Below are 21,838 nucleotides of genomic sequence, written 5' to 3'. Positions count from 1 at the left end.
GAGTAATTTGGCAGGTGCTTTTTCATAGGAGTAAAACATTTATCGGGATCGGAACGTTTAAAATTTGAACTGGAGATTAAAAATAATGCTTACAATTCAATGCACCAAAAAGCTTTCTGAGGAGTTAAACGTCAACATATCGGAAAACAAGTTAGTACATACGAATCCGCTTTATTCGTGGCATGCGCATCTGTTTCTATGGAACCGTCGCAAATGTGTGCTGGTGATGAATAATAAGACAAGATACAATTTTGTTCTGTTTGGTCTCAGGAAGGATGACTTCAAACGATTTGATGACATCGTTGTTCAAGCGATAGCTGAGAACCTATCCGCAGATGGGGCGAATAAGGTCAATATTGAAAAGTATATACAGAACTGCCACGAGGTTTCATATGCCGCGACAAGCGATCGAAGTATTATCAGTCAGGTTAATGAGATGATAATGGCTGCTAAGCATAGCATGGAACAGGACAAGCTTGATGGAATCGAGGTAAAAAGTTACGAACTTAATCGCTGGTTGAATCGCTACGTTATGATGAAGTTGCCAAAGCTGTATTCTGGAGAAACGATGCTTGAAGAATTGCTCAATGATAATGTCTAGGAGCGTTGGTGAGTAAAAAAATGAAGCAGATGAGCTTATTCTAGATTTTTTTATTGTCGTGGCTAAAACTTCGTAAAGCAAAAGGCATCTGCTGAGTAATGGGCAGGTGCTTTTTTGTGATTCTCACATCCCCGAATTACCAAACTACAGAGTTTCAAATAGAAGTTATGTCTTTGATCTTACCTCTATCACCAATCAACAGAAAAAAAATTAGGTATAATAATTTTTTTTCTGTTGATTAGCTAAAAATTTTTAATTATAATCAATTATAAATAGTTTGAAAATATCAATATAAACTTTAGGAGGAGCAGATCCTTGGAAAACATTAAAGATGAGTTGCCTCTTTTACAAGGCATCATAAAAGGAATTGCAAATCAGTTTGGACAAAACTGTGAGGTAGTGTTACTGGACTTATCGAATTTTGAAGAAGTCGGCAGTGTTATTGTTTCCATTGAAAACGGACACGTAACAGGCAGAAAGGTTGGAGATTCCGGAACCAATCTTGGCTTGGAAGTACTCAGGGGTACGGATCGAGAGGGAGATAAACATAATTATGTAACACAAACGAAAGCAGGAAGAGTCCTCCGCTCTACAACAATGTATATTAGAAATTCAAACAATGTGCCGATAGGCTGTATTTGTATTAACTTAGACATCACCGATTTAATTATGGCGGAGAAGACGATCCACGAATTCGCGCAGGTAAGAGAGATCAATAAAGAGGTAAAAGAGTTCTTTGTAAATGATGTAAATGAATTGTTGGATCATTTGCTTCAGGAGGCACAGGAGCATGTAGGGAAGCCTGTGGCGTTGATGTTGAAGGAAGACAAGATGAAAGGCATAAAGTATCTGGACCAAAAAGGTGCGTTTCTGATTAAAAAGTCCAGTGATAAGGTGTGCACGTACTTTGATATCTCTAAATATACGCTGTATACGTATCTTGATCTGGTGCGTGAGGAAGAGGATAGGAAGCAGAAGGAACGTCCGCTTATATAGCTGATTTTATATAGATAAATAAAGTATAGGAGAGATTTAGATATGAAAAACACTACGTCAAATGAAAGCCGCATTGAGAAGAGATTAAAAGAGCTGGGAATCGAATTACCGGAAGTTCCAAAGCCTGCAGCTATTTATATTCCAGCGCAGCAAACGGGCAATCTGGTGTATACTTCTGGCCAGGATTGCCGTAAGGATGGAGTATTAATCTATGAAGGAAAAGTGGGGAAGGATTTAACCGTCGAGCAGGGACAGGAAGCTGCTCGTCAAACAATGATTAATTGTCTGGCGGTTTTAAAAGGTCATTTGGGCAACCTAGATCGAGTTAAAAAAGTTGTGAAATTACTTGGCTTCGTAAATAGCGCACCAGGGTTTGTTGAGCAGCCCTATGTGATAAATGGTGCTTCCAAATTATTAGAAGAGGTATTCGGAGAGGCAGGAAAGCATGCGCGTTCCGCTATTTCATCTAACGAACTGCCATTTAATACACCCGTAGAAATCGAAATGATTGTGGAAGTGGAGTAGTAACAGCAAAAGGGGGAAATAAAGATGGATTTTTGGGGCGGTATTATCATTTTGTCGATAGTAGCTTCAGGGTTACTTATGATCGTTGGACCCATCATGGAAATGAGAGGCAAGATTCTCTTTTTACAACCATCGAAACCGCCGAAGACCAAGGCAAGATGGGGGATGGGGCTGATGATTGTCTCTTTTATCTTATTCATAGCCGGCCTCTTTTTAAGAGCGGCTCTTCCATCTGAAGTTGTTACACCAATTGTGCTGGGTTCCTTTGTGCTGTGGTTTGTTGGGGGATTTGCAGCAGTTATTCGCAATGAAGTACTGAAAGTAATGTTAGCGATTACAGAAGTTGAGCGCCCAAGGAGTGAATTGAATGAATCTAGGAATTTCTAGTATCGATCTAGCGATTATAGTTCTTTATATCATCGGAACTCTTTTTATAGGCTGGTATGTTTCAAAGAGAGTTTCCGGATATGAAGATTTCTCCATAGGTGGACGCTCCTTCGGCCCTTTTATTTTAGCAGCAACTTTTGGGGCCACTAATTTTTCCACATGGAGCCTTGTTGGAAAGCCGGGTATGGTTTATGGTTCGGGAATTTCCGTAGTATGGCTCGCTTGGAATGCCATGGCGTGTGTAGCGGCAGCCGTATTTTTTATTCCGATCTATCGAAAGCTGCGCTACCATACGATGTCTGAAATTTTCGAAGATAGATATAACGGTGTAAATAGAGGATTAATCAGTATCCTGTGGATTTTGGCTGATACATTTAATCGATATGGCGTAACCGTTTTTGCTTCAGCGCTTATTTTGAGTTTAATATTGGATGTTTCGGTTAATTATATGATCCTTCTAATGGCGGTATTGGTGCTAGCTTTGACCTTTATTGGTGGAATCGTCTCTGTCGTTATTACGGATGCGATTCAATTCGTTCTGATGTGGGCGGGGCTGTTTATAGGGTCCATTTATATTTTAAGTCACTTTAACGGGTTGAGTGGTCTCGTTGAATCTGTACCTGCGAATCTAGTTGACTGGGTACCATCAGCAGCAAGTGCGACGGGTTGGCCGTGGATTATTGCCTTAACGGTGTTAGGCTTCCCGTATTTTATTACCAGCCAGTTTGTTATGCAGCGCGGATTGGGAGCAAAGACGGTTAACGTAGCAAGGTGGGGCATGCTTTTTGCGGCAGTGCTAGCTATTCCTATGGCGATTATGGAAATCATCCCTGGTCTTGCAGCGAGGGTCATGCTTGATCCTGAGACAGTAAAAAACATGAATCCGGATATGATCGGGCCGGAAATTTATTTGCAGCTTTTGCCTGTAGGAGCGGTAGGGATCTTTTTCTCCTCTCTATTGGCTGCCGGAATGTCAACGGCGGATTCGGCATTGTGTGGAGCATCCTCTCTATTTACAGAAGATTTTTACAAAAAGGCTAGACCGAATCTGTCTGAAAAGCATTACTTAAAGGTTACTCGTATGGCAACGATTGTTCTCTGTGTGATTGGGACTGCGTGGGCGTTTTTAGTACCGAAGCTGGGTGGGGTAATTAATTCGATCTTAACGATTATCGCTATTACGGATATGCCTATCTTTATTATTATCTGTTTAGCGGTGTTCTGGAGAAAAATGAATGCCAAGGGTGCATTAGCAGCTATTTTAAGCGGAACGATTGCGGGTGGAATTGTATCCTCCGTTGGAATGGGTGTCGGTGGAATTCAGAACTTAGCGATCACGACTGCGACTAGTACTTTAACAGCTCTGACGATGGGAATCATCATTAGCTTGGTTACATCTAGAAATACTGTTGAACAAAAAAGAGTGGACAACTTCTTTTCGAAGCTTTCAGCAGCAGACAAAGAACTCTAATATAGAACAGGGCATACACGAGTATGCCCTGTTCAGATTCACATGAAGGCAGGTTATGACGATGAAAATTGGAATAGCGGTTGTAGGAGTCGGGGAATTCGGACAGAACCATGCTAAGATTCTTTCGCAAATGGGAAAGGTAGAGCTTCTCTATATATGCGATAAATCAATAGAGCAGGCAAAAAAAGTAGCGGATCGTTTTGCAGCTGCACACTATACAGACAATATTGAGACCGTTTTAGCAGATAAAAATGTGTATGGGGTTATTATTGCAACCTCAGAAGAATCGCATCATCCGCTTACTATTCAGTGCCTTGAGGCAAAGAAGCATGTGTTAATCGAAAAGCCCATTTCATTAGAGGCAGAAGAAGCAAGAGAAATGGTAGCGATCGCAGAAAAACAGGATGTTATTTTGCTTCCAGGCCACTTATTACGCTATGATGCGAGCTATTATACGATTAAACAAAAATTGGAGTCCGGTGAACTTGGCGATATTTATTCGATTTACGCTAGAAGGAATGTGCCGAGAGAGCGGTTTGGACTTCACTCCAGGACACACCCTGTTTTTATGGCATTAGCCCATGACATTGATATTACTCTATGGTATGTGCAATCAACTGTAAAAAAAGTGTATGCAGTGGAAAGAAAGACGTCACCTGAATATAAAAATCCAGATATTTTCTGGGGAATTGTTGAGTTTTCCAATGGAATAATTGCGACCTTTGAAACACAATGGACCCTACCAAATCATCTGGGACAATATCTTGATGTGCGGCTTGAAATGATGACGTCAGCAGGAAGAGTTGCGCTTGAATATCCTGGTACTCATTTGCGACTGGCTGTGAATAACAAATTGGAAACGCCGGATGTCACATTATGGCCGGAGATATTTGGCACATCAACAGGAGCGCTTAAAAATGAACTGGATTACTTTATTTCGCTTATAGAGAATAACGAAAAACCAACATCTATTCGAGGGGACGAAGCGGTTCAAGGAATCGAACTTGCGCAGTTACTAATCAAGTCAGCACAAACGGGGCAGCCTATTGAATTATAACAATATACGTGATAAGGACAGTGGACATAATGGATAAAGACATCGAGCGCGAAACGAGATTGATACATCTATTATCTGACATGGTTTCGATACCAAGCATTAATCCTGGAGACGGCCCGCTTCAGGATCTTCACGGAGAACAAAGCATGGCCGATTATTTGTGCCAGTACTTTCGAAACCATCCATTTACATTGGATGTGGCACAAGAGGAGATCCTGCCGAATCGGCCTAATGTTTATATTAAGACAGGCCGGGACCCTATGAAAAAGACCTTGTTATTGGAGACACATACAGATACCGTACGTGTGGATGAAATGACGATAGCGCCATTCACAGCATGTGTGAAAGACGGAAAACTATATGGAAGAGGGAGCTGCGATGCAAAGGGACAGTTAGCAGCGATGATTTGTGGCCTTGAGATGGCACTTGAAGAAACGAATGGAAACCTTCCGATTAATGTGCATGTAGCAGCCACGGTGGATGAAGAACACCTTCATCGCGGAGTTGATAGATTAGTAGATATGAAAGTAGAAGCAGATGGTGCGGTGGCAGGAGAGCCAACCGAATTGAAGGTAGTAGCTGCTACAAAAGGAAGTATTCGCTTTAAAATCGTGACAACTGGAGAGTCGGTGCACAGCGCCAATCCGCAAGATGGAATCAATGCAATCTATATCATGTCAGATATCATACAAACGATCCATAAACATATAGTGCCAATGCTACGTGAACGAAATCATACGTTATGCGGAAAAGCAACGATGAGTGTGACAACGATCCAGGGCGGGACCCAGGTAAACATTGTTCCGGATCGATGCGTAATTGATGTGGATCGCAGATTATTACCCGGGGAGCATTGGGAGGAAGCCTACCTAGAAATAAAGCAAGCGATAATGGAAAATATAGACGGTGCATTCCATCCCTACGTTTCTATCGAGTATCCATATTTAATTGATCCATCCCTAGAAACGGATAGGCATTCTCCTATTGTCAGATCCATGACTGATACGATGAGCAAGCTGGGGGAAGATAGCGATATGTATGGAGTGCCATTTGGAACCGATGCCAGCAAAATTGCAATGCGCCATATTCCAACGATCGTATTTGGCCCAGGCAGTATCAGCCAAGCTCATACGAAAGATGAGTTCATTGAGATTAGCGAGGTTTTAAAAGCTGCAGAAATATATAAAACATTGATTTTACACTTCCACACCTATTTTAGGGAGGAGGAATAGCTTGAGTGCGATCAACAGGGCGGTAACTCAGTTTGACGTAAACGCTTGGCGGGAGTCAGAGTTTCCGATTACGAGAGAATATATTTACTTAGATAACGCTGCTATGTCGCCGCTTCCGACCAGGGTAAGAGATTCGATAGCATCCTTTCATGAATTCCGGTCGCTTCATGGTGCAGCTTTTGATGCGTGGTGGGATGAAGTAGAGATGGTTCGCAGTAAAGTTGCCGCATTGATTGGAAGCCATCCAGATGAAATTTCATTTACTCAAAATACCTCGATGGGGCTAAATCTGCTTGCTCAAGGACTCCCGCTTCAAAGAGGAGACAATGTAATTATTTCTGATTTAGAGTTTCCTTCAAATGTGTACCCATGGATGAATTTGCAGCACAAGGGCATCGAAGTTCGCTTTGTGAGAAATAAAGACGGAAGATTGTCTATATCAGATATGGAAAGATTGGTAGACAAAAAGACAAAATTGATCAGTCTGAGCTTTGTTGAGGCTGGAAATGGATTTAAAAATGATTTGAAAGTTATTTCAAACCTATGTAAACAGCATGATATTTTCTTCGTTGTAGATGCGATTCAAGGGCTGGGAGTACAGAAAATTGATGTAGAAGAACTTCAAATTGATTTTTTAGTGAGTGGATTCTTCAAGTGGTTATGCGGCCCGGACGGCTTGGGGTTTGTATACTGCAGTAAAAAAATGCTGGATAGCATCGACCCTCCTTTTGTTAGCTGGACAAGCATGGAAGATAAATTTAATTATTCAACATATGATTTTAATTTATCGCAAACAAGCCGGCGCTTTGAAACGGGGAATTTAAACTTTTCCGCTATCAGAGGCGTCCATAAAGGGCTGGATTTACTCAATGAAGTTGGCAGTCACATAATCTACCATCAGGTCATGGAGCTTGCAAATTATATACGGAGCTGTGTGTCTCGCTTGGGGAATGTTACGTGCCTATCGAATTTTGATGAGGCAAATCAATCGCACATTCTCTTGCTTCAATGTTCTGACGTCGATGATTGCTTTGAAAGGCTTAAGCAGAAAAACATTATTGTGAATAAACGAAATGGGTTGAGAATTTCACCTCATTTCTACAATACAAAAGAGGAAATCGATCAGCTTTTGGATATTATAATCAAGTAAAAGGGTGAACCATATGAATGTATATGATGCAGTAATGGAAAACCATTTAATTTCTATCGTTAGAGGAATAGAAAAAAATGATATTCTTCCATTGGCACAAGCTCTCTATGATGGTGGGATTCGATTGGTTGAAGTGACGATGAATACGAAAGATGCTTCTGAGATGATTTCACTGCTGAATGAGCAATTTGAGGGCAAGCTATTGATCGGCGCCGGTACGGTACTGGACGTAGAAACAGCCCAACGAGCATATAGCGCAGGCGCAACGTATTTTATAACGCCTAACGTGGATGAAGAGGTCATCCAATTTGCATTGGATCATACTATTGGCATTTTACCTGGTGTCATGACACCTTCTGAAGTCGTACATGCCTATAAAGCTGGGGCGAGGATGGTAAAGGTGTTTCCTACCAGCAGCCTGGGAAGTACCTATATCAAAGAATTGCAAGGACCGCTATCTCATATTCCAATGGTTGCTGTGGGAGGCATTACCCCTGAAAATGTAGCTGCTTTTATTAAAGCAGGAGCGGTAGGGGTTGGTGTCGGGGGCAGCTTAATAGATAAGACCGCAATTAAACAGGGTGATTTCAAAAGTATTACTGAAAAAGCGGCTTTATTTTTAGAGAATATAAAGGGTGTAAAAAATGAGCGGAGTTAATATTGATGCAAAGGTTGTCACTTTAGGAGAAACCATGGTCTCCTTTCAAACTCCCCAGGATGGCCGCATTCAATATATGCCGTATTTGGCGAAAACATTGGCTGGTGCGGAATCAAATGTTGCAATCGGGCTAACGAGGCTGGGAGTGAAAACGAGATGGATAAGTCGCTTAGGTGTTGACCCGTTTGGAGATTATATCCAATCGGTTCTTAAGGGAGAAGACGTAGACGTTGCTGTAATCAGGGATAAAGAACATCCCACGGGCATTATGTTTAAAGAAATTAACGGTGAATTAGACCCTACCATTTATTATTACAGAAAACATTCAGCTGCCAGTCAGTGGAATGCGTCAGAAATAACGGAAGAGATTTTTGCTGGGGCGGAGCTTTTCCATTTTACAGGCATTACTCCTGCCTTAAGTCCGCAGGCGAGAGAATGTATATTTCATGCGGTACATCTTGCAAAAAAGCAAGGGATAAAAATCAGTTTTGACCCAAATATGAGATACAAGTTATGGGGAGAAAAAGAGGCCAGAGAAACATTCCTTGAGCTGGCAAAGTTGTCTGACTTGATCCTACCGGGTCTTGACGAAGGAAAGCTAATTACAGGGGAAACAGAGCCTGATCGAATTGCCCAAAGCCTACTCCGTCTTGGACCGAAATATGTCGTTATGAAGCTGGGCGCACGCGGCTCGGTCCTCTATACAACGACGGAACATGGTGAGTTAGAAAAAATAAGTGAACCGGGTGTTGAAGTAAAAAGGGTTGTGGATTCCGTGGGAGCAGGAGATGGGTTTGCTGCTGGATTTTTATCAAGTTTTATTGAGAAACAATCCTTGCAGCAATGTTTGCGGAGAGGCAATGTTGTTGGAGCACTGGTTACTCAATTTAAAGGGGATTGGGAAAACCTCCCTACAAAAGAGCGGATGAGAGAGTTCTGTGGAGATGGGGACCTGAAAACGAGATAGAAAAAGGTAAGGAGGGTACGTAATGAAGCTTACAAAAGATGTGTATCTTGTTGGAAGCGGTGGAAAGGGAATTCATCTTACCGATGCGTTTGATTGTCATGTGTACGTAATAGATGGTGGAAGTGAATTGGCGCTTGTGGATACCGGGGCAGGCTTAGGGATTGACCAAATCCTCCAAAATATAGTCGAGGATGGCTTTTCGCTTGAGAGGGTAAAATATGTGCTTTTAACGCATGGGCATGCTGATCATGCTGGTGGAACAAAGAAACTTTTAGAAAAAATAGATGCACAAGTACTGTGTTCTTCACATACAGCTACTTATTTAGAACAAGGTGATGAAGAAGCGATTAGCTTATCTATGGCAAAAAAAGCAGGCTTCTACCCTATGGATTATGTCTTTGAATCAGCCCCGGTTGACCGTGTGGTAAAAGAAGGAGACGTGATCACAGTTGGGAGGCACAAAATAGAAGTCATTGAAACACCGGGACATAGTAGAGACCATATTTCTTTCCTGATGAATACACCGGAAAAGCGTTATCTATTTGGGGGCGATCTCATTTTTTATGAAGGAAGAGTAGCCACACAATGCATACCTGATTGTAATGTATTCGATCTGGGCAATAGCTTACGTAAATTAAAAGAAAAACAAATTGATGCCCTACTGCCAGGTCATGATATGTTTGTTCTTAATCATGCCCAAGATCATATTACTAAGGCGATTGAGTCGATAGAAAGAATGGTCATACCGCAAAGTATCATCTATTAAAGAGTCTAGCTACCAAACAGAATAGATCTGTCAAAGAGCGCTAACGGACAGCGCTCTTTTTTATGAGCAAATGCAGAGAAGAAACATGCAGGACAGGAAACGGTCTAAGAGAATGTAAGGTACAATGGTACCGCTCCCTGCGTGTTTATTTTTCGTGTAGAGCAGGTTTTTAAGCAGGTTATATGGAATGGTGAAATATAACAAGATATACCGGTTTGAAATCGAGCGAAAGAGAGCAACAGAGCTTTCTCAGCCAGCGGAACAGAGATTAAGAGGATATACATATACATCATAAAAAAGAGGTAGCGTGAGATGAATATTTTTAAAGTTCTTTCTTCAAATGACGGCTCAATCAACGAGCCGAATGTGAGTTCATTTTTAGCGTATTTACTTGATCCAAATGAGAATCCTGGACTGGGATCGCGGTTTGTGGAACGCTTTTTATCTCCCATGATTTTACGAAACGAAGAACACTATAAAGAGCTGCTTTATAATAACAGGGTGAGGGATTTATCGAATGAGAAGTCGGATTATGGAAAGCCGGTGATTCAATACATAAAGGATTTCTATGATGCGGTAGACATCGGTACAGATATTGAACATGAGGAGTTGAAACGCTGGGTAAAGGACAAAATTCAAGCGGCATCCGGACTGATCATTAAGAATGCGAATTTTGATAACTCCTATATCGTAAATGACCGCAACCGTAGACATTATGGTGTGAACAGTCCGTTTAAAATGGAGAAAAATTTATTTTATTATCCGGAGGAAGCAAACAAAAAGCTGATTCGGAAGCTCGATATAACCAATCCGCCTGCCGGTGTTATGATCTACTGGAAGGATAGCGAGAGTCCGGACGGTGTAGGAAGAGCGCTGTTGACGGACGTATGGAAGGATCAACAAATATAAGGGAGGCTCGCTCATGCTGATTAAGAAGATACCACGGGAAGAAAAGGATGCGATGATTGCTCAGCTCCAGCGCTATTTTAGTGAGGAAAGAGGAGAGACGATAGGGAATCTGGAAGCGGAACAGTTATTCGACTTCATAGTAAATCAGGCTGCCCCGCTGATTTATAATCAGGCGCTGCATGATGCCAGTCATGTCATTCAGCAGCAGTATACGTCCCTCGAAGAAGAGATCTATGCACTGCGTGCAGCAGTGGAAAGAAGATAAGCACAAGATTGTTTAGTACGTCATTGAGGCTGGCGTCAACGTATAAAAGAAAAGGGTGAGAGAAGGAAAGGATAAGATTACAACGAGTTTTTTCGCGTTAAAAAATGGGTATTGTCTAGTAACAGTTGTCCAAGCGAATATAGCTTTTCCACATACAATGGTATGGAAGTCACTAATTTATGGGAGGCGAAATACCATTGCCAAACGTACGGGCAACAAGAGTGGAAAATCAGGTATATTCAAGCCGAGTGCTGCGTTCTGAGTTCGACAGAAACTGGCGCACATTTGTTTCTGAAAGCGGGTATGTTGTGTATGTGGCTACAAGAAATAATGCGAGGGTGGTCGTGCTGCTTTCAGGCGGTGCAAGGAAGCTGCTTATTTTTAACCGTGGGGGAAGAATCCTGGTAGGTGGCGGGGGAACCAGCCATTACAGCAAGCCCCATATCGCAAAAGATCTATAATAGCATTTCCGTATAGGGTAGTATTATTCTATACGGAAATTAATTTAAATAAATTTAATTAATTTGGAACTTTTTCTTTTTTACACCGTATGTAATAATAATACGTAGGTTTATGCATATGATTATGAGTAATTTTTTTTGGAGGAGTCTGTCACCAAGGGATTCGTATGTCCCTTGGTAGACGGGCTCCTTTTGTGTTTTTTTGCACAGCAAACAAAAAAATAAACAAAAGAAAGGTGGAATGTCTGTGCTAATACTTCAATTAGCTATTATTTTAATCGCATCTAAAATCGCTGGGGATATCAGCGTAAGGCTGGGACAGCCTTCTGTTCTTGGTAAGCTTTTGATTGGGATTGTACTCGGACCTTCCGTACTGGGATTAGTGAATGACACGGAAATATTAACAGAATTTAGCCAAATCGGTGTCATACTGCTTATGTTTATTGCGGGACTGGAAACGGATATCGACGAGTTTAAAAAGACGGGAAAAGCTTCGGCATATGTAGGGGTTACCGGCATTGTTGTGCCTCTGGCTTTGGGGTATTTTGCTGGAATTATGCTGAATCTTACGTCTATAGAGGCGTTGTTCTTAGGATTATTGCTTTCCGCAACAAGTGTTAGTATTTCGGTTCAAGCTCTTAAAGAGATGAATAAATTGAATTCCCGTGAGGGGGCAACCATATTAGGAGCAGCTGTTATTGATGATGTTTTGGTTATCATTGCGTTGGCATTCCTGATGAGTATGGCTGGTGGAGATGTCAACCTGGGTATGGTTGTACTGAAGAAAGTATTGTTCTTCGCAGGAGCCATACTTATCGGATGGAAGATTGTTCCATGGGTCCTTAAGAAATTTGCGCCATTAAAAGTAACGGAATCGGTGATTTCCTCTGCATTGATTATTTGCTTTGTATATGCGTATTTAGCAGAATATACAGGCGTTGCGGCCATCATCGGAGCGTATATTGCAGGGGTTGCTATTAGCTTAACCGATTACAAGAATGAAGTAGTTGAAAAGGTGGAAACCATTAGTTACTCTATATTTGTGCCGGTATTCTTCACCTCGATCGGTGTTTCCGCTCAATTTAGCGGAATTACAGAAAATTTATGGCTGATTGTTGCCTTGAGCGTTTTGGCTATTTTAACGAAATTAATCGGGGGTACGTTTGGTGCCAAAGCAGCCGGGTTCTCTTGGAATAGCTCACTTGGGATTGGCTCAGCTATGGTGTCTCGTGGGGAAGTAGCCTTGATTATTGCAGCGATTGGTTTAGAATCTAAGCTGTTGAGTCAGGATATGTTTGCAGTGCTTGTTGTTGTCATTCTCGTTACAACCATCGTAACTCCGCCGATGATGAAAAGATTTTTTAAAGCAAAGAGCCAAGCCGATGAAAATCAAGAGAATGCGCGAGTAACTTTATAGAGCATGATCATTCACCATTAAAAGGGGCATCCAAAAGTCAAAAAGTCGACTTTCTGGACAGTCCCTTTTTTCTTGTTTTTAGCGGTAATTGTAAGATAGCAATCGATAAGAAATCTCTTTATATCCTTCGTGCTAGAATAAGTAGTAATTGGAGATGAGGTTTACATATGCATGACAATTTTACATTCGAGGTGATCTAGTATGGCAGTTACAGCGGAGAAGATTTTTGTTAATTTGCCGATTAAAGATCTGGATAAGTCTGTCGAGTTTTTTACTAAAATCGGTTTTGAATTCAACCCTCAATTTACTGATCAAAATGCAGCGTGTATGGTTATCAGTGAGCATATCTTTGTCATGTTATTGGTTGAACCTTTTTTCAAAACATTTACCAAAAAAGAAATTGCTGATGCAACAAAAACGACAGAGGTTATTATAGCGCTGTCTGCCGAGAGCAAGGAAAAAGTAGATGAGATCGTTAATAAGGCGCTAGCAGCCGGGGGAAAGGCTTCCAATGAACCGTTTAGTCAGGGTGATTTCATGTATGGATGGAGCTTTCAGGATCTAGACGGTCATCTGTGGGAAGTCATGTATATGGATCAGAGTACTGTTCATCCTATGTAAGGGCGTATATTGATAAAAATGGCACCTGCTCGTACATATATGCCGAGCAGGTGCCATTTGCTGCTTATGTGTTTAGTTTGTTTCAGAAGCACCGTCTGACTTGAACTGTACTGCTTTTTGATCTGTCCCTTTACTAGAACGCAGTGGGATTTCCTTTAGGAATAATGCGATCAGCACCGCAGCGCCAGCTACAATCGCACCAGCCAAAAATGTGGTGGTTATGGCATAGCTTAGCGCCCCACGAATGAGATCCAGCATGTTCATAAATAAAGTTTGCGATTCTGGTGGCAGGCTTTGTAGCGCTGCCTCTATCTTAGGCTGATCCAATAGGTTTTGTGGATTCTGGAATAAAGCCAGCTTCTCTGCTAAAGCAGGGTTCATCGGTGCAGCCGCTGCATTTTGCCCCAGTTCTGTTGATAGCTGCGTCATTTTCTTTGCAATGCTCGCACTCATTAAGCTTCCCATCACAGAAATTCCGATCGTCCCGCCGAGGTTGCGGAAGAGCTGTGAGGTTGCTGTGGCTACGCCTAATTGCTGCGGAGCGACAGCATTTTGTACGGTGAGTGAGAATACGGGCATCGCAACGCCAAGCCCTAAGCCCAATATAATCATATAGAGAATCAATAGATAAATTGGAGTGGCAGGATCCATAAAATACATAAAGACCATACCGATGGTCATGATTATCAACCCGATAATCGCCATTCGTTTATACTTTCCTGTTTTGGACATGAACTGTCCGGAAAGGGCGGAGGTAATCAGCATCGCAATCGACATCGGCATGGCTACATATCCGGCAATTGTTGGGGAAATTCCCTTTACTCCCTGGACAAAGAAGGGAACATAAATGATGGCTCCCATCATTCCGGCATTCATGAAGAAGCTAACCAGGTTGGAGACGGTAAAAATACTGTTCTTAAATAATCCGAGCGGCATAACCGGACTCTTTGCTTTCGTTTGAATCCAGATAAAAAGGAGCAAAGACAAAATAGTGCCTGCAAATAAGCCGAGGATTTGCCATGAATCCCACGCATATTTGCCAGCTCCATCCCCGACCCATGAAAAGGCCAGGAGCATCGGCACAATGGTTAGTGTTAGGAAGAGTGAGCCCAAATAATCAACCGATTCATCCTTGCGGCGTTCCACCTGTGGAAAATTGATTAAGATGAGCATAAAGGCGATAATACCAAGCGGCAGGAAGATCCAAAATACCCAATGCCAATCAAGATGGTCAACAATGTAGCCTCCCATTAAGGGGCCGGCTACACTTGATATGCCAAAGACCGCACTCATTACTCCGGTCCATTTAGCACGCTCTCGCGGTTCGTATAAATCTCCAATTCCTGTGAAGACGGTTGACATGATAATACCTGCGCCGGCACCTTGAATGGCCCGATACGTAATGAGTTGAAAGATATCAGCAGAAAAGCCGGACAGAAGTGCGCCGAGCATAAACAATCCAATACCGGTAAGGATAAAAGGCTTTCTCCCATAAATATCGGAGAGCTTTCCTACCAATACGGAAGCGACGGTTGATGTCAGCAAATAAATCGTAATCGCCCAAGAGTAATATTCCATGCCGCCCAGCTTAGCGATAATACGTGGCATAGCGATTCCGATAATAGTCTGATTGATCGCCGCAAAAAACAAGGAGGCAATCAGAGCAATCATAATCGTGATTTTTTTCTTTTCCGTTAGGTGTGTCATTCGGTGTATTCCTCTTTCTGTGTATCAATATTCTTCAGCACCTGTTGATAGATACGTGTTAAGTGATCGATATCTTCATCAGATAGACCCGCGAAAAAATACTCTACCGTGCTTTTAACCTCTTTTCTGTACTGCCGCAATATTGTGCGCCCTTTCTCTGTAATCTCCAGATTGACTACTCTGCGATCAACGGTATCTCTTTTCCTGGTAGCATAACCGCAGGAAATCAATTTATCAGAAAGGCTGGTAACAGCTCCCGGTGTGATGCACAATCGTTCTGCTAATGTAGAGACTTTTTGTGGTCCGCTTACCTCAAGCATTCGCAGAATCATGGACTGCGATCCGGAAATAAGCTGATCTAAGCGCTTATGCCATTCAGCGGCAACTTTCCTTTGCACCTGTAGATACAATTCTTCAAAATCAGTTCGGTTATTTTGGTCAGGCATCTTTATTCCTCCTGGTTAGCTTTGTTAATTATATACCGCATATAATATTTACCCGCTAAAGTATTTATGAGTATATAATGTAGTACGTATTTACGTCAACTACATGTTTTCTGTTGAATGTGAATGTGTTTTATGGACATGCCTTTTTACGAATTTGGGGTATAATTTAATCATCACAGAACTAAGGGTGTGGAGAAAACAATGAGCTCGATATCTAAAGTGACGAACTACTTAATTGAACATGCGCAATCTTTGGCTGTTGAAATCGTTGAAGGTGTTCTTGACAGGATGAATTTACACATTCCGGAATGGGAAAAAGAACAAGCCATCACCATGTATGTAGAGTTTTTGGCGTTTTTGGGGAAAACGGCAGCTTGTGAGGAAGAAGAGATTCCGGATGACCTTATTGCTTGGAGCAAAAAGAATGGGGAACGCGAAGCATCTTCAGGGGGCAGAATTTCTGATATCATTGTTCGTTACCCGTCCACCCGCATAGTCTTTGCCGAACGTGTGACCCGGTTGAGTGTAGAATATGGGCTTTCTGTAGAAGAGACGGTCTCTATTATCAAGCGAATTAACTTCATGCTGGATATAAGTGCGAATGAAACCGTTTTTGCATTTGAGCGTCTTAGATATAAGATTATGAAAGAGACGCAAAGAGAAATGGCGGAGTTATCAGCACCGATTGTGCCAATTGAAGAGACTATTGCAGTTCTGCCGTTGGTTGGTTCCATTGATTCTTATAGAGCTACATATATTTTAGAGAAGGTTGTACCCAAAATTACCGAACTAAAGATTGAGCATCTTATTGTGGACTTTTCCGGTATTCCGACGATTGATACAGCGATTGCCCATTACTTGTTTAAGATTGAAACGGTGCTTCGCATATTAGGAATTCATACAATCGTAACGGGAATCCGCCCTGAAATCGCTCAGACGGTTGTAAGCGGCGGAATTGATCTGTCATCTATTAAGACGTATGCAAATGTGAAGCAGGCATTGGAAAGTATGCAGAATAAATAAGCTTCATAGCACGGATAATTATGAAGAATGGGAAATCCTTGATTATATGCGTATAAATTAAGTTGGTAAGGAAGGCAGTGCAGACAGCCTTCCTTTTCTTTATCATCAAATATTGTTAGGTTTTATTTTCTAGCAGTGGTTCATACATCATAATCGCATGATTCTCTGTAACAAACTCGTCATCAATTAGTTCATTGCTAAGATTGTATACTTTTCTATGAATTTTATTGTGGCGTACATAACTACCCCAGTATTCATGTGTGATGCGGTGCTCCCTCTCGTATACTTCATATGTTCTTGTTGCCGGGTTCTCCGTTCTCCATTCCCCGACCAGATGTGTATCTGTTACATAGACAATTAATTGGTAGGCTTGGTTTGTTTCGTTCTTTATTTGCAAATCCACATAGTTATACGCGCACGTTGCTCCGCTTCCGAACGGCTGGCTTCGCTTTGAATCGGGAAATACATCATAGCTATGTCGATATCTTTCAGTAACTGTTAACGGCGAATGCAGCGTCATCCAATAGATCAGATTGGACAACTGACACAGTCCTCCACCGATTCCGGTTGTAACTTTGCCATAGAACAGAATCATGCCATCGACATATCCTTTTCGCTTGGTCGTATTTCCGAGAAGGCGCCAATAAGAGAACGTCTCGCCAGGTTTGATAATGAGGTGATTGAGTCGCTGTGAAGCGATTTTGAGGTTCGTTACCTTATTATGCTGCAGCCACATGTCCACATCTTTCAGTTCACGAAGCAAGGGAGTCTCATGTGTATACATTACATAAAGCAATGTGGTTTGTTCTTTTTGGGTGGCATAGCGTTTCCCGCTTAGATACCACTCTACATATCGTTTTAAGCGGTAGAACTTTTTGCCTGCATAGATGCGAAGTGGACTTCTTTTTATCGGCTGTAACGTTTTCATCTCTTTTCACCTGTATAATTTTTCCATGTATTATACTATAATTGATTTGTGCTGTGAAGATAGCCGAGGTATGAGTTACCTAGGCTGTATGGTTAGATCATAGCCAGGCCCAATCGCATTTCGTTGCTTTCCCTGTTATGGTCAAAAGATAAGCTTATATAGCTGAATTCATTTATTTTTTTGCAGTAGGGGCATCGAGCATGTACATTGTATGTGTTCATCTGCAGATGGGAGAATTTAGCGAATTGTAAATACCGATTTCGGAGAATTTGGTTTTGTGTTTCTATACTTATTTGATTATCTAATGAACCTACCCAGTCATATTTTTGGAGACACTCGTCACATTTTCTGCTACCGTATACCCTCATTTTTCTTTCTCCCTTTCCATAAAAGGCTTCTATGGTAATAGGATTCGGCTGGGATATGGGTTTTATGTCCATGTTTTTGCTGATTCTTTTCTAATAGATAAAAAAATACCCCTACAGGCTGTCAACAGTAGGGGTGGGAATAAAGGGGATAGTACACTTTTACATACGGGTCGGCAGGCATAAGGTTGCAAAAACTTATGACGAAATCATATACTCATAATCCAAAGGAGCAAGGAACTGTTACTTTTGAAAGTTCAAAGCATCATTCGGTACGGTAAACGTGAAGACGAGCTGATCACGTGCAAGGTCAATTTGCTTTGCCTTAATCTTAAAGTTGCTTTTTGTCTCCATTTTCGTTACGGCTACATAGATATCCTCCTTTACCGGATCAACCTTCACCCACTCGGGCATTGGATAGTTGTCGCGCACATATGCAAGCACCGCTTTATTCGGGAGTTCTAGCTTGCCTAGTGCGAGTGATTTCTGCCGCAGAATAAGATCTCCATTTTCCTGTACAAGCGGCTCGAATGTCGCAGTAAGCGGAATTTTACGGTTGAAGGCAAAAACCGCTCCTTGCAGTTCAACATCATCTTTAAGGGTAAGCGAATAGTGAAGTGCCTTATTTTTCGGTAATGTTGCGAGATAGCTGCTGATTAGCTGGTTTACGTTCTGCTTGGTGGAGGAGACGGTAAATTCAGCTTCGTTCTGCTTCGTATTTTCCATGTTAGGAAGATCGGATTGCGAAGCAGGAGCAAAAATCAGCCAGATCATTCCGATGAGTATAAAAAGGTTGATCCCGAGCAGGACCAAAAACCAGCGTTTCCAGTTGTTTTCTTTATTTTGTCTGTCTATCATGGGTCAGTCCCTACTTTCGTTCTAGTGTGCTAGTTATCGGCTATGATTTTCGATTTCGGGTTTGATATATTGCAGTACCCGTTCAGCCATGCGCTTGTATCCTATTTCGTTCGGATGAAAATTATCTTCATATAATAGATTTTCTTTTGGTTTTTGAAAGATGGTTTGAATCGGAACAAATGTAGCACGATCGTATCGGCTAATCACCTGTGCGCCGATTCGGTTCCAATCTGCGATAATAAGATCCATTTCTTTAATATCACCAAAGTATTTATCGAACGGGTTGTAGATACCAAGCAAATAAATATGAGCGTTGTGGTTTTTTTTGTGTATACGTTCAATGACATGCTGAAGCCGGATTTGGTAGTTCACCTGTTCTTTAACAAAGTCTTCATAGGTAAGATGGTTAAAATTGGAGCGAACGATTTTCATCACATCATTGGCACCGATTGTAATGAGTATAATATCGGCGTCCTGAATGGAGGACGTAATTTTTTTTTGTTCGATTCTCTCAAGCAATTGATCGGTTCGATTCCCTCTTTTTCCGAAGTTTTCCACTGAAATGTGGCTTTGATTCTTATTATTTTTTAACGTGTTTTTGATGATGCCGACATATCCGCCTTCATTCGTCTCGTCTCCTACGCCTTGCGTCAAGGAGTCGCCGAGCGCAACAATTTTAATATCTTTTTTAAGCGCCAGTCCCTGCGCACTCTCGATCACCTGAATCACCTTTTGCTTGACTTCTGCGGCAGGTGGGGCCGCCTGCTTCGTATACTGCCGCATAGCTGGTTGGGTGGAGAGGGGAATGTCGCTTTGTTTATTCGTATGGGATAAAGCAGCGGACGAGTTGGCAGGCTGTGTAGGTTGTTTTAACACCATCGCAGCGATGGAGAGCACACATGCGGCCACGCCTGCTGCTGCAAGTCCGATTCGTATCTTTTTCAATGCACTCACACCTAATTCTTGTTAACAGTATCGTACCGCCAGGGTCGGAATAATCTCAAGCCTCTACTACCCCCTTCTTATATATAAGAAACAGAGCACTATGTATGTCTCAAGAAGGTGGGGAGGAGAATGAATATTTCCGAGCTTGTGGCAAGAAATGCGCGAAAGTATGCTGAAAGAGAAGCGATCATTGAGGGAACTGAACGGATTACGTACCGAATATGTGACCAAGTCGTCTCTATGGGGAGGTTTCATTGTTTGAATTTTAATTGGGTTGTGTGTTCAGTGTTTTTGAGGATATATCCTGACCGTTTTTTTAATGTTTCGTGTTTTCTATCTTGTATTGACGAACGTTCGTGTTCTTGGTACATTTGTCTCCATACATTTATAAAACATGATTGAAGTCCTTGTATATGTTCGGGAATATGGCCCGCACGTCTCTACCGAGCTTCCGTAAAAAGCTTGACTACAGAGGATTGCGTTGAAAACTGCGAATACTACAGTCTACTCTGTATGTTGCTGCCTCATTTTCCGTATCCTTTGTTATTCAGAAGCTTTGGCGAAGCCGTAGACGGCTTGCTGGAGCTTTTTTGGTTTATGCAGGGAGACGCGGCTGGAGGACATGATAATGAAGAAGTTTTTTGCTTTTGAGGAAAGGGAGACAACGTACAGACAAGAAACTGTCGCAGGTATTACCACGTTTTTGGCGATGGCCTATATTCTTGTAGTAAATCCGATTGTACTGAGTGAATCCGGTATGGACAAAGGCGCGGTATTTACTGCTACCGCTTTGACGGCCATTCTAGGAACGCTGTTGATGGGGCTTCTTGCCAACTATCCAATCGGGATTGCATCAAGCATGGGATTGAACTCATTCTTTACCTATTCGGTTGTAATCAGCATGGGAATTCCGTGGCAGACTGCACTGACCGGCGTATTTGTGTCTGGTGTGCTATTCGTGATTCTGAGCGTGTTAAAAATCCGGGAGAAGATCATCAATGTCATTCCGCAGGATTTGAAATACGCAATTGCCGGGGGCATCGGTTTTTTTGTCACCTTTATTGGCTTGAAAAGCGCCGGGATCATACAGAAGAGTGATGCGACATTTGTCTCGCTCGGTAATCTGAAGGCGGCACCGACACTGCTTGCGCTGTTCGGATTCATCGTTACCATGGTATTGTTAATCAGAAATGTACAGGGCGGTATTTTTTACGGGATGATCATCTCTACAATTGTAGGTATGATTTTTGGCCTGATTGATGTTCCTTCTAACGTTGTGGGAACCATCCCAAGTCTTGCGCCGACATTTGGCGTCGCGTTCGAGCACCTGCCGGATGTATTTACGCCGGAGCTTTTAGCGGTTATCTTTACGTTTCTGTTCGTGGGCTTCTTCGATACGGCAGGTACGCTGATTGCGGTAGCGAGTCAGGCCGGTATTATTAAGGATAATCAAATTCCGAATGCGGGACGTGCGCTGCTTGCCGATTCCTCTGCATCTGTGATCGGCTCTGTGCTTGGTACGTCTACGACGGCTTCATTTATCGAGTCATCAGCAGGCATTGCGGTAGGCGGCCGAACCGGCTTTACATCGGTTGTTATCGCGGCTTGCTTTACACTGGCTCTGTTCTTCTCGCCGATTCTTTCTGTTGTCACATCGGAAGTGACGGCACCGGCATTGATTATTGTTGGCGCAATGATGGCGTCTGAAATCCGCCATATTAATTGGAACCGTCTCGATATTATGATTCCTGCCTTTGTCACCATCATTATGATGCCGCTCACGTTCAGCGTTGCAACTGGCATTGCGCTTGGTTTTATTCTATATCCGATTACGATGCTGGCATTAAAACGGGGCCGTGACGTTCATCCGATTATGTACGGTTTAGCGGTTATCTTTATCGCTTATTTTGCTTACGTATAATTAAGAATAATAAGTTTGAGAACACAGCTGCTTTTATAGGCGGCTGTGTTTTTATTTTAAGAAAACAGCTCCATTTTCCAACAAATTCCTAGTTATGCGTACCTAGGAAGGAAAAAAACAAAAATGAAAGTAATTTACTAGACCTATTTCTCTTTTGTAGAA

The 21,838-nt window shown here is 42.1% G+C and carries 23 protein-coding genes and 1 riboswitch; of the genes, 18 read left to right on the top strand and 5 right to left on the bottom strand.

The window, feature by feature from the left end; genetic code table 11:
* Nucleotides 1-85: 85 nt before the first annotated feature.
* The 16 genes from AB3351_RS14700 to AB3351_RS14625 all read left to right on the top strand — a co-directional run bounded on the left by AB3351_RS14700 (nucleotide 86) and on the right by AB3351_RS14625 (nucleotide 13,483).
* Entirely contained in the window at nucleotides 86-601 is a 516-nt protein-coding gene (locus AB3351_RS14700) for a DUF6933 domain-containing protein (RefSeq protein ID WP_371147894.1), read from the top strand.
* Between the two features lie 315 nt (nucleotides 602-916).
* The gene (locus AB3351_RS14695) at nucleotides 917-1,597 is read left to right on the top strand and encodes a helix-turn-helix transcriptional regulator (protein WP_371147893.1); all 681 of its coding nucleotides are present in this window, start codon (nucleotides 917-919) and stop codon (nucleotides 1,595-1,597) included.
* A 42-nt stretch (nucleotides 1,598-1,639) separates the two neighbouring features.
* Nucleotides 1,640-2,122 (top strand): RidA family protein, encoded by a 483-nt coding sequence (locus tag AB3351_RS14690; protein ID WP_371147892.1) that lies wholly within the window; start codon nucleotides 1,640-1,642, stop codon nucleotides 2,120-2,122.
* 24 nt (nucleotides 2,123-2,146) lie between these two features.
* Nucleotides 2,147-2,509, top strand: coding sequence for a hypothetical protein (locus AB3351_RS14685; protein WP_371147891.1), 363 nt, complete (start codon nucleotides 2,147-2,149; stop codon nucleotides 2,507-2,509).
* On the top strand, nucleotides 2,490-3,980 hold the full coding sequence (locus AB3351_RS14680) for a sodium:solute symporter family transporter (RefSeq protein ID WP_371147890.1): 1,491 nt from the start codon (nucleotides 2,490-2,492) through the stop codon (nucleotides 3,978-3,980). Before AB3351_RS14685 ends, AB3351_RS14680 begins: the two co-directional genes overlap by 20 nt.
* A 61-nt stretch (nucleotides 3,981-4,041) precedes the next feature.
* Nucleotides 4,042-5,037, top strand: coding sequence for a Gfo/Idh/MocA family protein (locus AB3351_RS14675; RefSeq protein WP_371147889.1), 996 nt, complete (start codon nucleotides 4,042-4,044; stop codon nucleotides 5,035-5,037).
* Nucleotides 5,038-5,066: 29 nt separating this feature from the next.
* Nucleotides 5,067-6,269: a M20 family metallopeptidase gene (locus AB3351_RS14670; protein WP_371147888.1), complete on the top strand. Its 1,203-nt coding sequence runs from the start codon at nucleotides 5,067-5,069 to the stop codon at nucleotides 6,267-6,269.
* Nucleotide 6,270: 1 nt separating this feature from the next.
* Nucleotides 6,271-7,419 (top strand): aminotransferase class V-fold PLP-dependent enzyme, encoded by a 1,149-nt coding sequence (locus AB3351_RS14665; protein WP_371147887.1) that lies wholly within the window; start codon nucleotides 6,271-6,273, stop codon nucleotides 7,417-7,419.
* A gap of 13 nt (nucleotides 7,420-7,432) precedes the next feature.
* Nucleotides 7,433-8,077 carry a bifunctional 4-hydroxy-2-oxoglutarate aldolase/2-dehydro-3-deoxy-phosphogluconate aldolase gene (locus tag AB3351_RS14660; RefSeq protein ID WP_371147886.1) on the top strand — a complete coding sequence of 215 codons (645 nt, stop codon included), beginning with the start codon at nucleotides 7,433-7,435 and terminating at the stop codon, nucleotides 8,075-8,077.
* Complete coding sequence (locus AB3351_RS14655) at nucleotides 8,064-9,044, top strand: sugar kinase (protein WP_371147885.1); 981 nt, start codon at nucleotides 8,064-8,066, stop codon at nucleotides 9,042-9,044. The genes AB3351_RS14660 and AB3351_RS14655 overlap by 14 nt, the downstream gene beginning before the upstream one ends.
* 22 nt (nucleotides 9,045-9,066) lie before the next feature.
* Nucleotides 9,067-9,810 (top strand): MBL fold metallo-hydrolase, encoded by a 744-nt coding sequence (locus AB3351_RS14650; protein ID WP_371147884.1) that lies wholly within the window; start codon nucleotides 9,067-9,069, stop codon nucleotides 9,808-9,810.
* Between the two features lie 312 nt (nucleotides 9,811-10,122).
* Nucleotides 10,123-10,719 (top strand): PD-(D/E)XK nuclease family protein, encoded by a 597-nt coding sequence (locus tag AB3351_RS14645; protein WP_371147883.1) that lies wholly within the window; start codon nucleotides 10,123-10,125, stop codon nucleotides 10,717-10,719.
* A 13-nt stretch (nucleotides 10,720-10,732) separates the two neighbouring features.
* A complete protein-coding gene (locus AB3351_RS14640) occupies nucleotides 10,733-10,984 on the top strand; it encodes a DUF2164 domain-containing protein (RefSeq protein ID WP_371147882.1) in 252 nt (83 codons plus the stop codon).
* Nucleotides 10,985-11,163: 179 nt separating this feature from the next.
* Entirely contained in the window at nucleotides 11,164-11,445 is a 282-nt protein-coding gene (locus tag AB3351_RS14635; protein WP_371147881.1) for a hypothetical protein, read from the top strand.
* A gap of 247 nt (nucleotides 11,446-11,692) precedes the next feature.
* The gene (locus tag AB3351_RS14630; RefSeq protein ID WP_371147880.1) at nucleotides 11,693-12,862 is read left to right on the top strand and encodes a cation:proton antiporter; all 1,170 of its coding nucleotides are present in this window, start codon (nucleotides 11,693-11,695) and stop codon (nucleotides 12,860-12,862) included.
* 201 nt (nucleotides 12,863-13,063) lie between these two features.
* Nucleotides 13,064-13,483 (top strand): VOC family protein, encoded by a 420-nt coding sequence (locus AB3351_RS14625; protein WP_371147879.1) that lies wholly within the window; start codon nucleotides 13,064-13,066, stop codon nucleotides 13,481-13,483.
* 72 nt (nucleotides 13,484-13,555) lie between these two features.
* Here AB3351_RS14625 and AB3351_RS14620 read toward each other — a convergent pair whose 3' ends face one another.
* Nucleotides 13,556-15,190: an MDR family MFS transporter gene (locus AB3351_RS14620; RefSeq protein ID WP_371147878.1), complete on the bottom strand. Its 1,635-nt coding sequence runs from the start codon at nucleotides 15,188-15,190 to the stop codon at nucleotides 13,556-13,558.
* Entirely contained in the window at nucleotides 15,187-15,636 is a 450-nt protein-coding gene (locus tag AB3351_RS14615; RefSeq protein WP_371147877.1) for a MarR family winged helix-turn-helix transcriptional regulator, read from the bottom strand. The genes AB3351_RS14620 and AB3351_RS14615 overlap by 4 nt, the downstream gene beginning before the upstream one ends.
* Nucleotides 15,637-15,837: 201 nt before the next feature.
* Between AB3351_RS14615 and AB3351_RS14610 the strand changes: the two genes are divergently transcribed.
* Complete coding sequence (locus AB3351_RS14610) at nucleotides 15,838-16,659, top strand: STAS domain-containing protein (protein ID WP_371147876.1); 822 nt, start codon at nucleotides 15,838-15,840, stop codon at nucleotides 16,657-16,659.
* A 115-nt stretch (nucleotides 16,660-16,774) separates the two neighbouring features.
* Here the strand turns inward: AB3351_RS14610 and AB3351_RS14605 are convergent, their stop codons facing one another.
* The 3 genes from AB3351_RS14605 to AB3351_RS14595 all read right to left on the bottom strand — a co-directional run bounded on the left by AB3351_RS14605 (nucleotide 16,775) and on the right by AB3351_RS14595 (nucleotide 19,755).
* Entirely contained in the window at nucleotides 16,775-17,587 is an 813-nt protein-coding gene (locus AB3351_RS14605) for a VanW family protein (RefSeq protein ID WP_371147875.1), read from the bottom strand.
* A gap of 608 nt (nucleotides 17,588-18,195) precedes the next feature.
* Nucleotides 18,196-18,810, bottom strand: coding sequence for a YpmS family protein (locus AB3351_RS14600; RefSeq protein ID WP_371147874.1), 615 nt, complete (start codon nucleotides 18,808-18,810; stop codon nucleotides 18,196-18,198).
* Between the two features lie 33 nt (nucleotides 18,811-18,843).
* Entirely contained in the window at nucleotides 18,844-19,755 is a 912-nt protein-coding gene (locus tag AB3351_RS14595; RefSeq protein ID WP_371147873.1) for an SGNH/GDSL hydrolase family protein, read from the bottom strand.
* 387 nt (nucleotides 19,756-20,142) lie between these two features.
* Nucleotides 20,143-20,244, top strand: a riboswitch (purine riboswitch).
* A gap of 139 nt (nucleotides 20,245-20,383) precedes the next feature.
* Here AB3351_RS14595 and AB3351_RS14590 point away from each other — a divergent pair.
* Nucleotides 20,384-21,676 (top strand): NCS2 family permease, encoded by a 1,293-nt coding sequence (locus AB3351_RS14590; RefSeq protein WP_371147872.1) that lies wholly within the window; start codon nucleotides 20,384-20,386, stop codon nucleotides 21,674-21,676.
* The last annotated feature ends 162 nt before the right edge of the window (nucleotides 21,677-21,838 follow it).

This window comes from Aneurinibacillus sp. REN35, from assembly GCF_041379945.2.
Lineage (GTDB): Bacteria > Bacillota > Bacilli > Aneurinibacillales > Aneurinibacillaceae > Aneurinibacillus.
This window is presented reverse-complemented; position numbering and strand designations above follow the sequence as displayed.

Excerpts from the sequence above, each read along its gene's own strand:
- AB3351_RS14700 (WP_371147894.1), top strand. The coding sequence starts at position 86 with ATGCTTACAATTCAATGCACCAAAAAGCTTTCTGAGGAGTTAAACGTC.
- AB3351_RS14690 (WP_371147892.1), top strand. The coding sequence starts at position 1,640 with ATGAAAAACACTACGTCAAATGAAAGCCGCATTGAGAAGAGATTAAAA.
- AB3351_RS14685 (WP_371147891.1), top strand. The coding sequence starts at position 2,147 with ATGGATTTTTGGGGCGGTATTATCATTTTGTCGATAGTAGCTTCAGGG.
- AB3351_RS14680 (WP_371147890.1), top strand. The coding sequence starts at position 2,490 with ATGAATCTAGGAATTTCTAGTATCGATCTAGCGATTATAGTTCTTTAT.
- AB3351_RS14675 (WP_371147889.1), top strand. The coding sequence starts at position 4,042 with ATGAAAATTGGAATAGCGGTTGTAGGAGTCGGGGAATTCGGACAGAAC.
- AB3351_RS14670 (WP_371147888.1), top strand. The coding sequence starts at position 5,067 with ATGGATAAAGACATCGAGCGCGAAACGAGATTGATACATCTATTATCT.
- AB3351_RS14660 (WP_371147886.1), top strand. The coding sequence starts at position 7,433 with ATGAATGTATATGATGCAGTAATGGAAAACCATTTAATTTCTATCGTT.
- AB3351_RS14655 (WP_371147885.1), top strand. The coding sequence starts at position 8,064 with ATGAGCGGAGTTAATATTGATGCAAAGGTTGTCACTTTAGGAGAAACC.
- AB3351_RS14650 (WP_371147884.1), top strand. The coding sequence starts at position 9,067 with ATGAAGCTTACAAAAGATGTGTATCTTGTTGGAAGCGGTGGAAAGGGA.
- AB3351_RS14645 (WP_371147883.1), top strand. The coding sequence starts at position 10,123 with ATGAATATTTTTAAAGTTCTTTCTTCAAATGACGGCTCAATCAACGAG.
- AB3351_RS14640 (WP_371147882.1), top strand. The coding sequence starts at position 10,733 with ATGCTGATTAAGAAGATACCACGGGAAGAAAAGGATGCGATGATTGCT.
- AB3351_RS14635 (WP_371147881.1), top strand. The coding sequence starts at position 11,164 with ATGGGAGGCGAAATACCATTGCCAAACGTACGGGCAACAAGAGTGGAA.
- AB3351_RS14625 (WP_371147879.1), top strand. The coding sequence starts at position 13,064 with ATGGCAGTTACAGCGGAGAAGATTTTTGTTAATTTGCCGATTAAAGAT.
- AB3351_RS14620 (WP_371147878.1), bottom strand. The coding sequence starts at position 15,190 with ATGACACACCTAACGGAAAAGAAAAAAATCACGATTATGATTGCTCTG.
- AB3351_RS14615 (WP_371147877.1), bottom strand. The coding sequence starts at position 15,636 with ATGCCTGACCAAAATAACCGAACTGATTTTGAAGAATTGTATCTACAG.
- AB3351_RS14610 (WP_371147876.1), top strand. The coding sequence starts at position 15,838 with ATGAGCTCGATATCTAAAGTGACGAACTACTTAATTGAACATGCGCAA.
- AB3351_RS14605 (WP_371147875.1), bottom strand. The coding sequence starts at position 17,587 with ATGAAAACGTTACAGCCGATAAAAAGAAGTCCACTTCGCATCTATGCA.
- AB3351_RS14600 (WP_371147874.1), bottom strand. The coding sequence starts at position 18,810 with ATGATAGACAGACAAAATAAAGAAAACAACTGGAAACGCTGGTTTTTG.
- AB3351_RS14590 (WP_371147872.1), top strand. The coding sequence starts at position 20,384 with ATGAAGAAGTTTTTTGCTTTTGAGGAAAGGGAGACAACGTACAGACAA.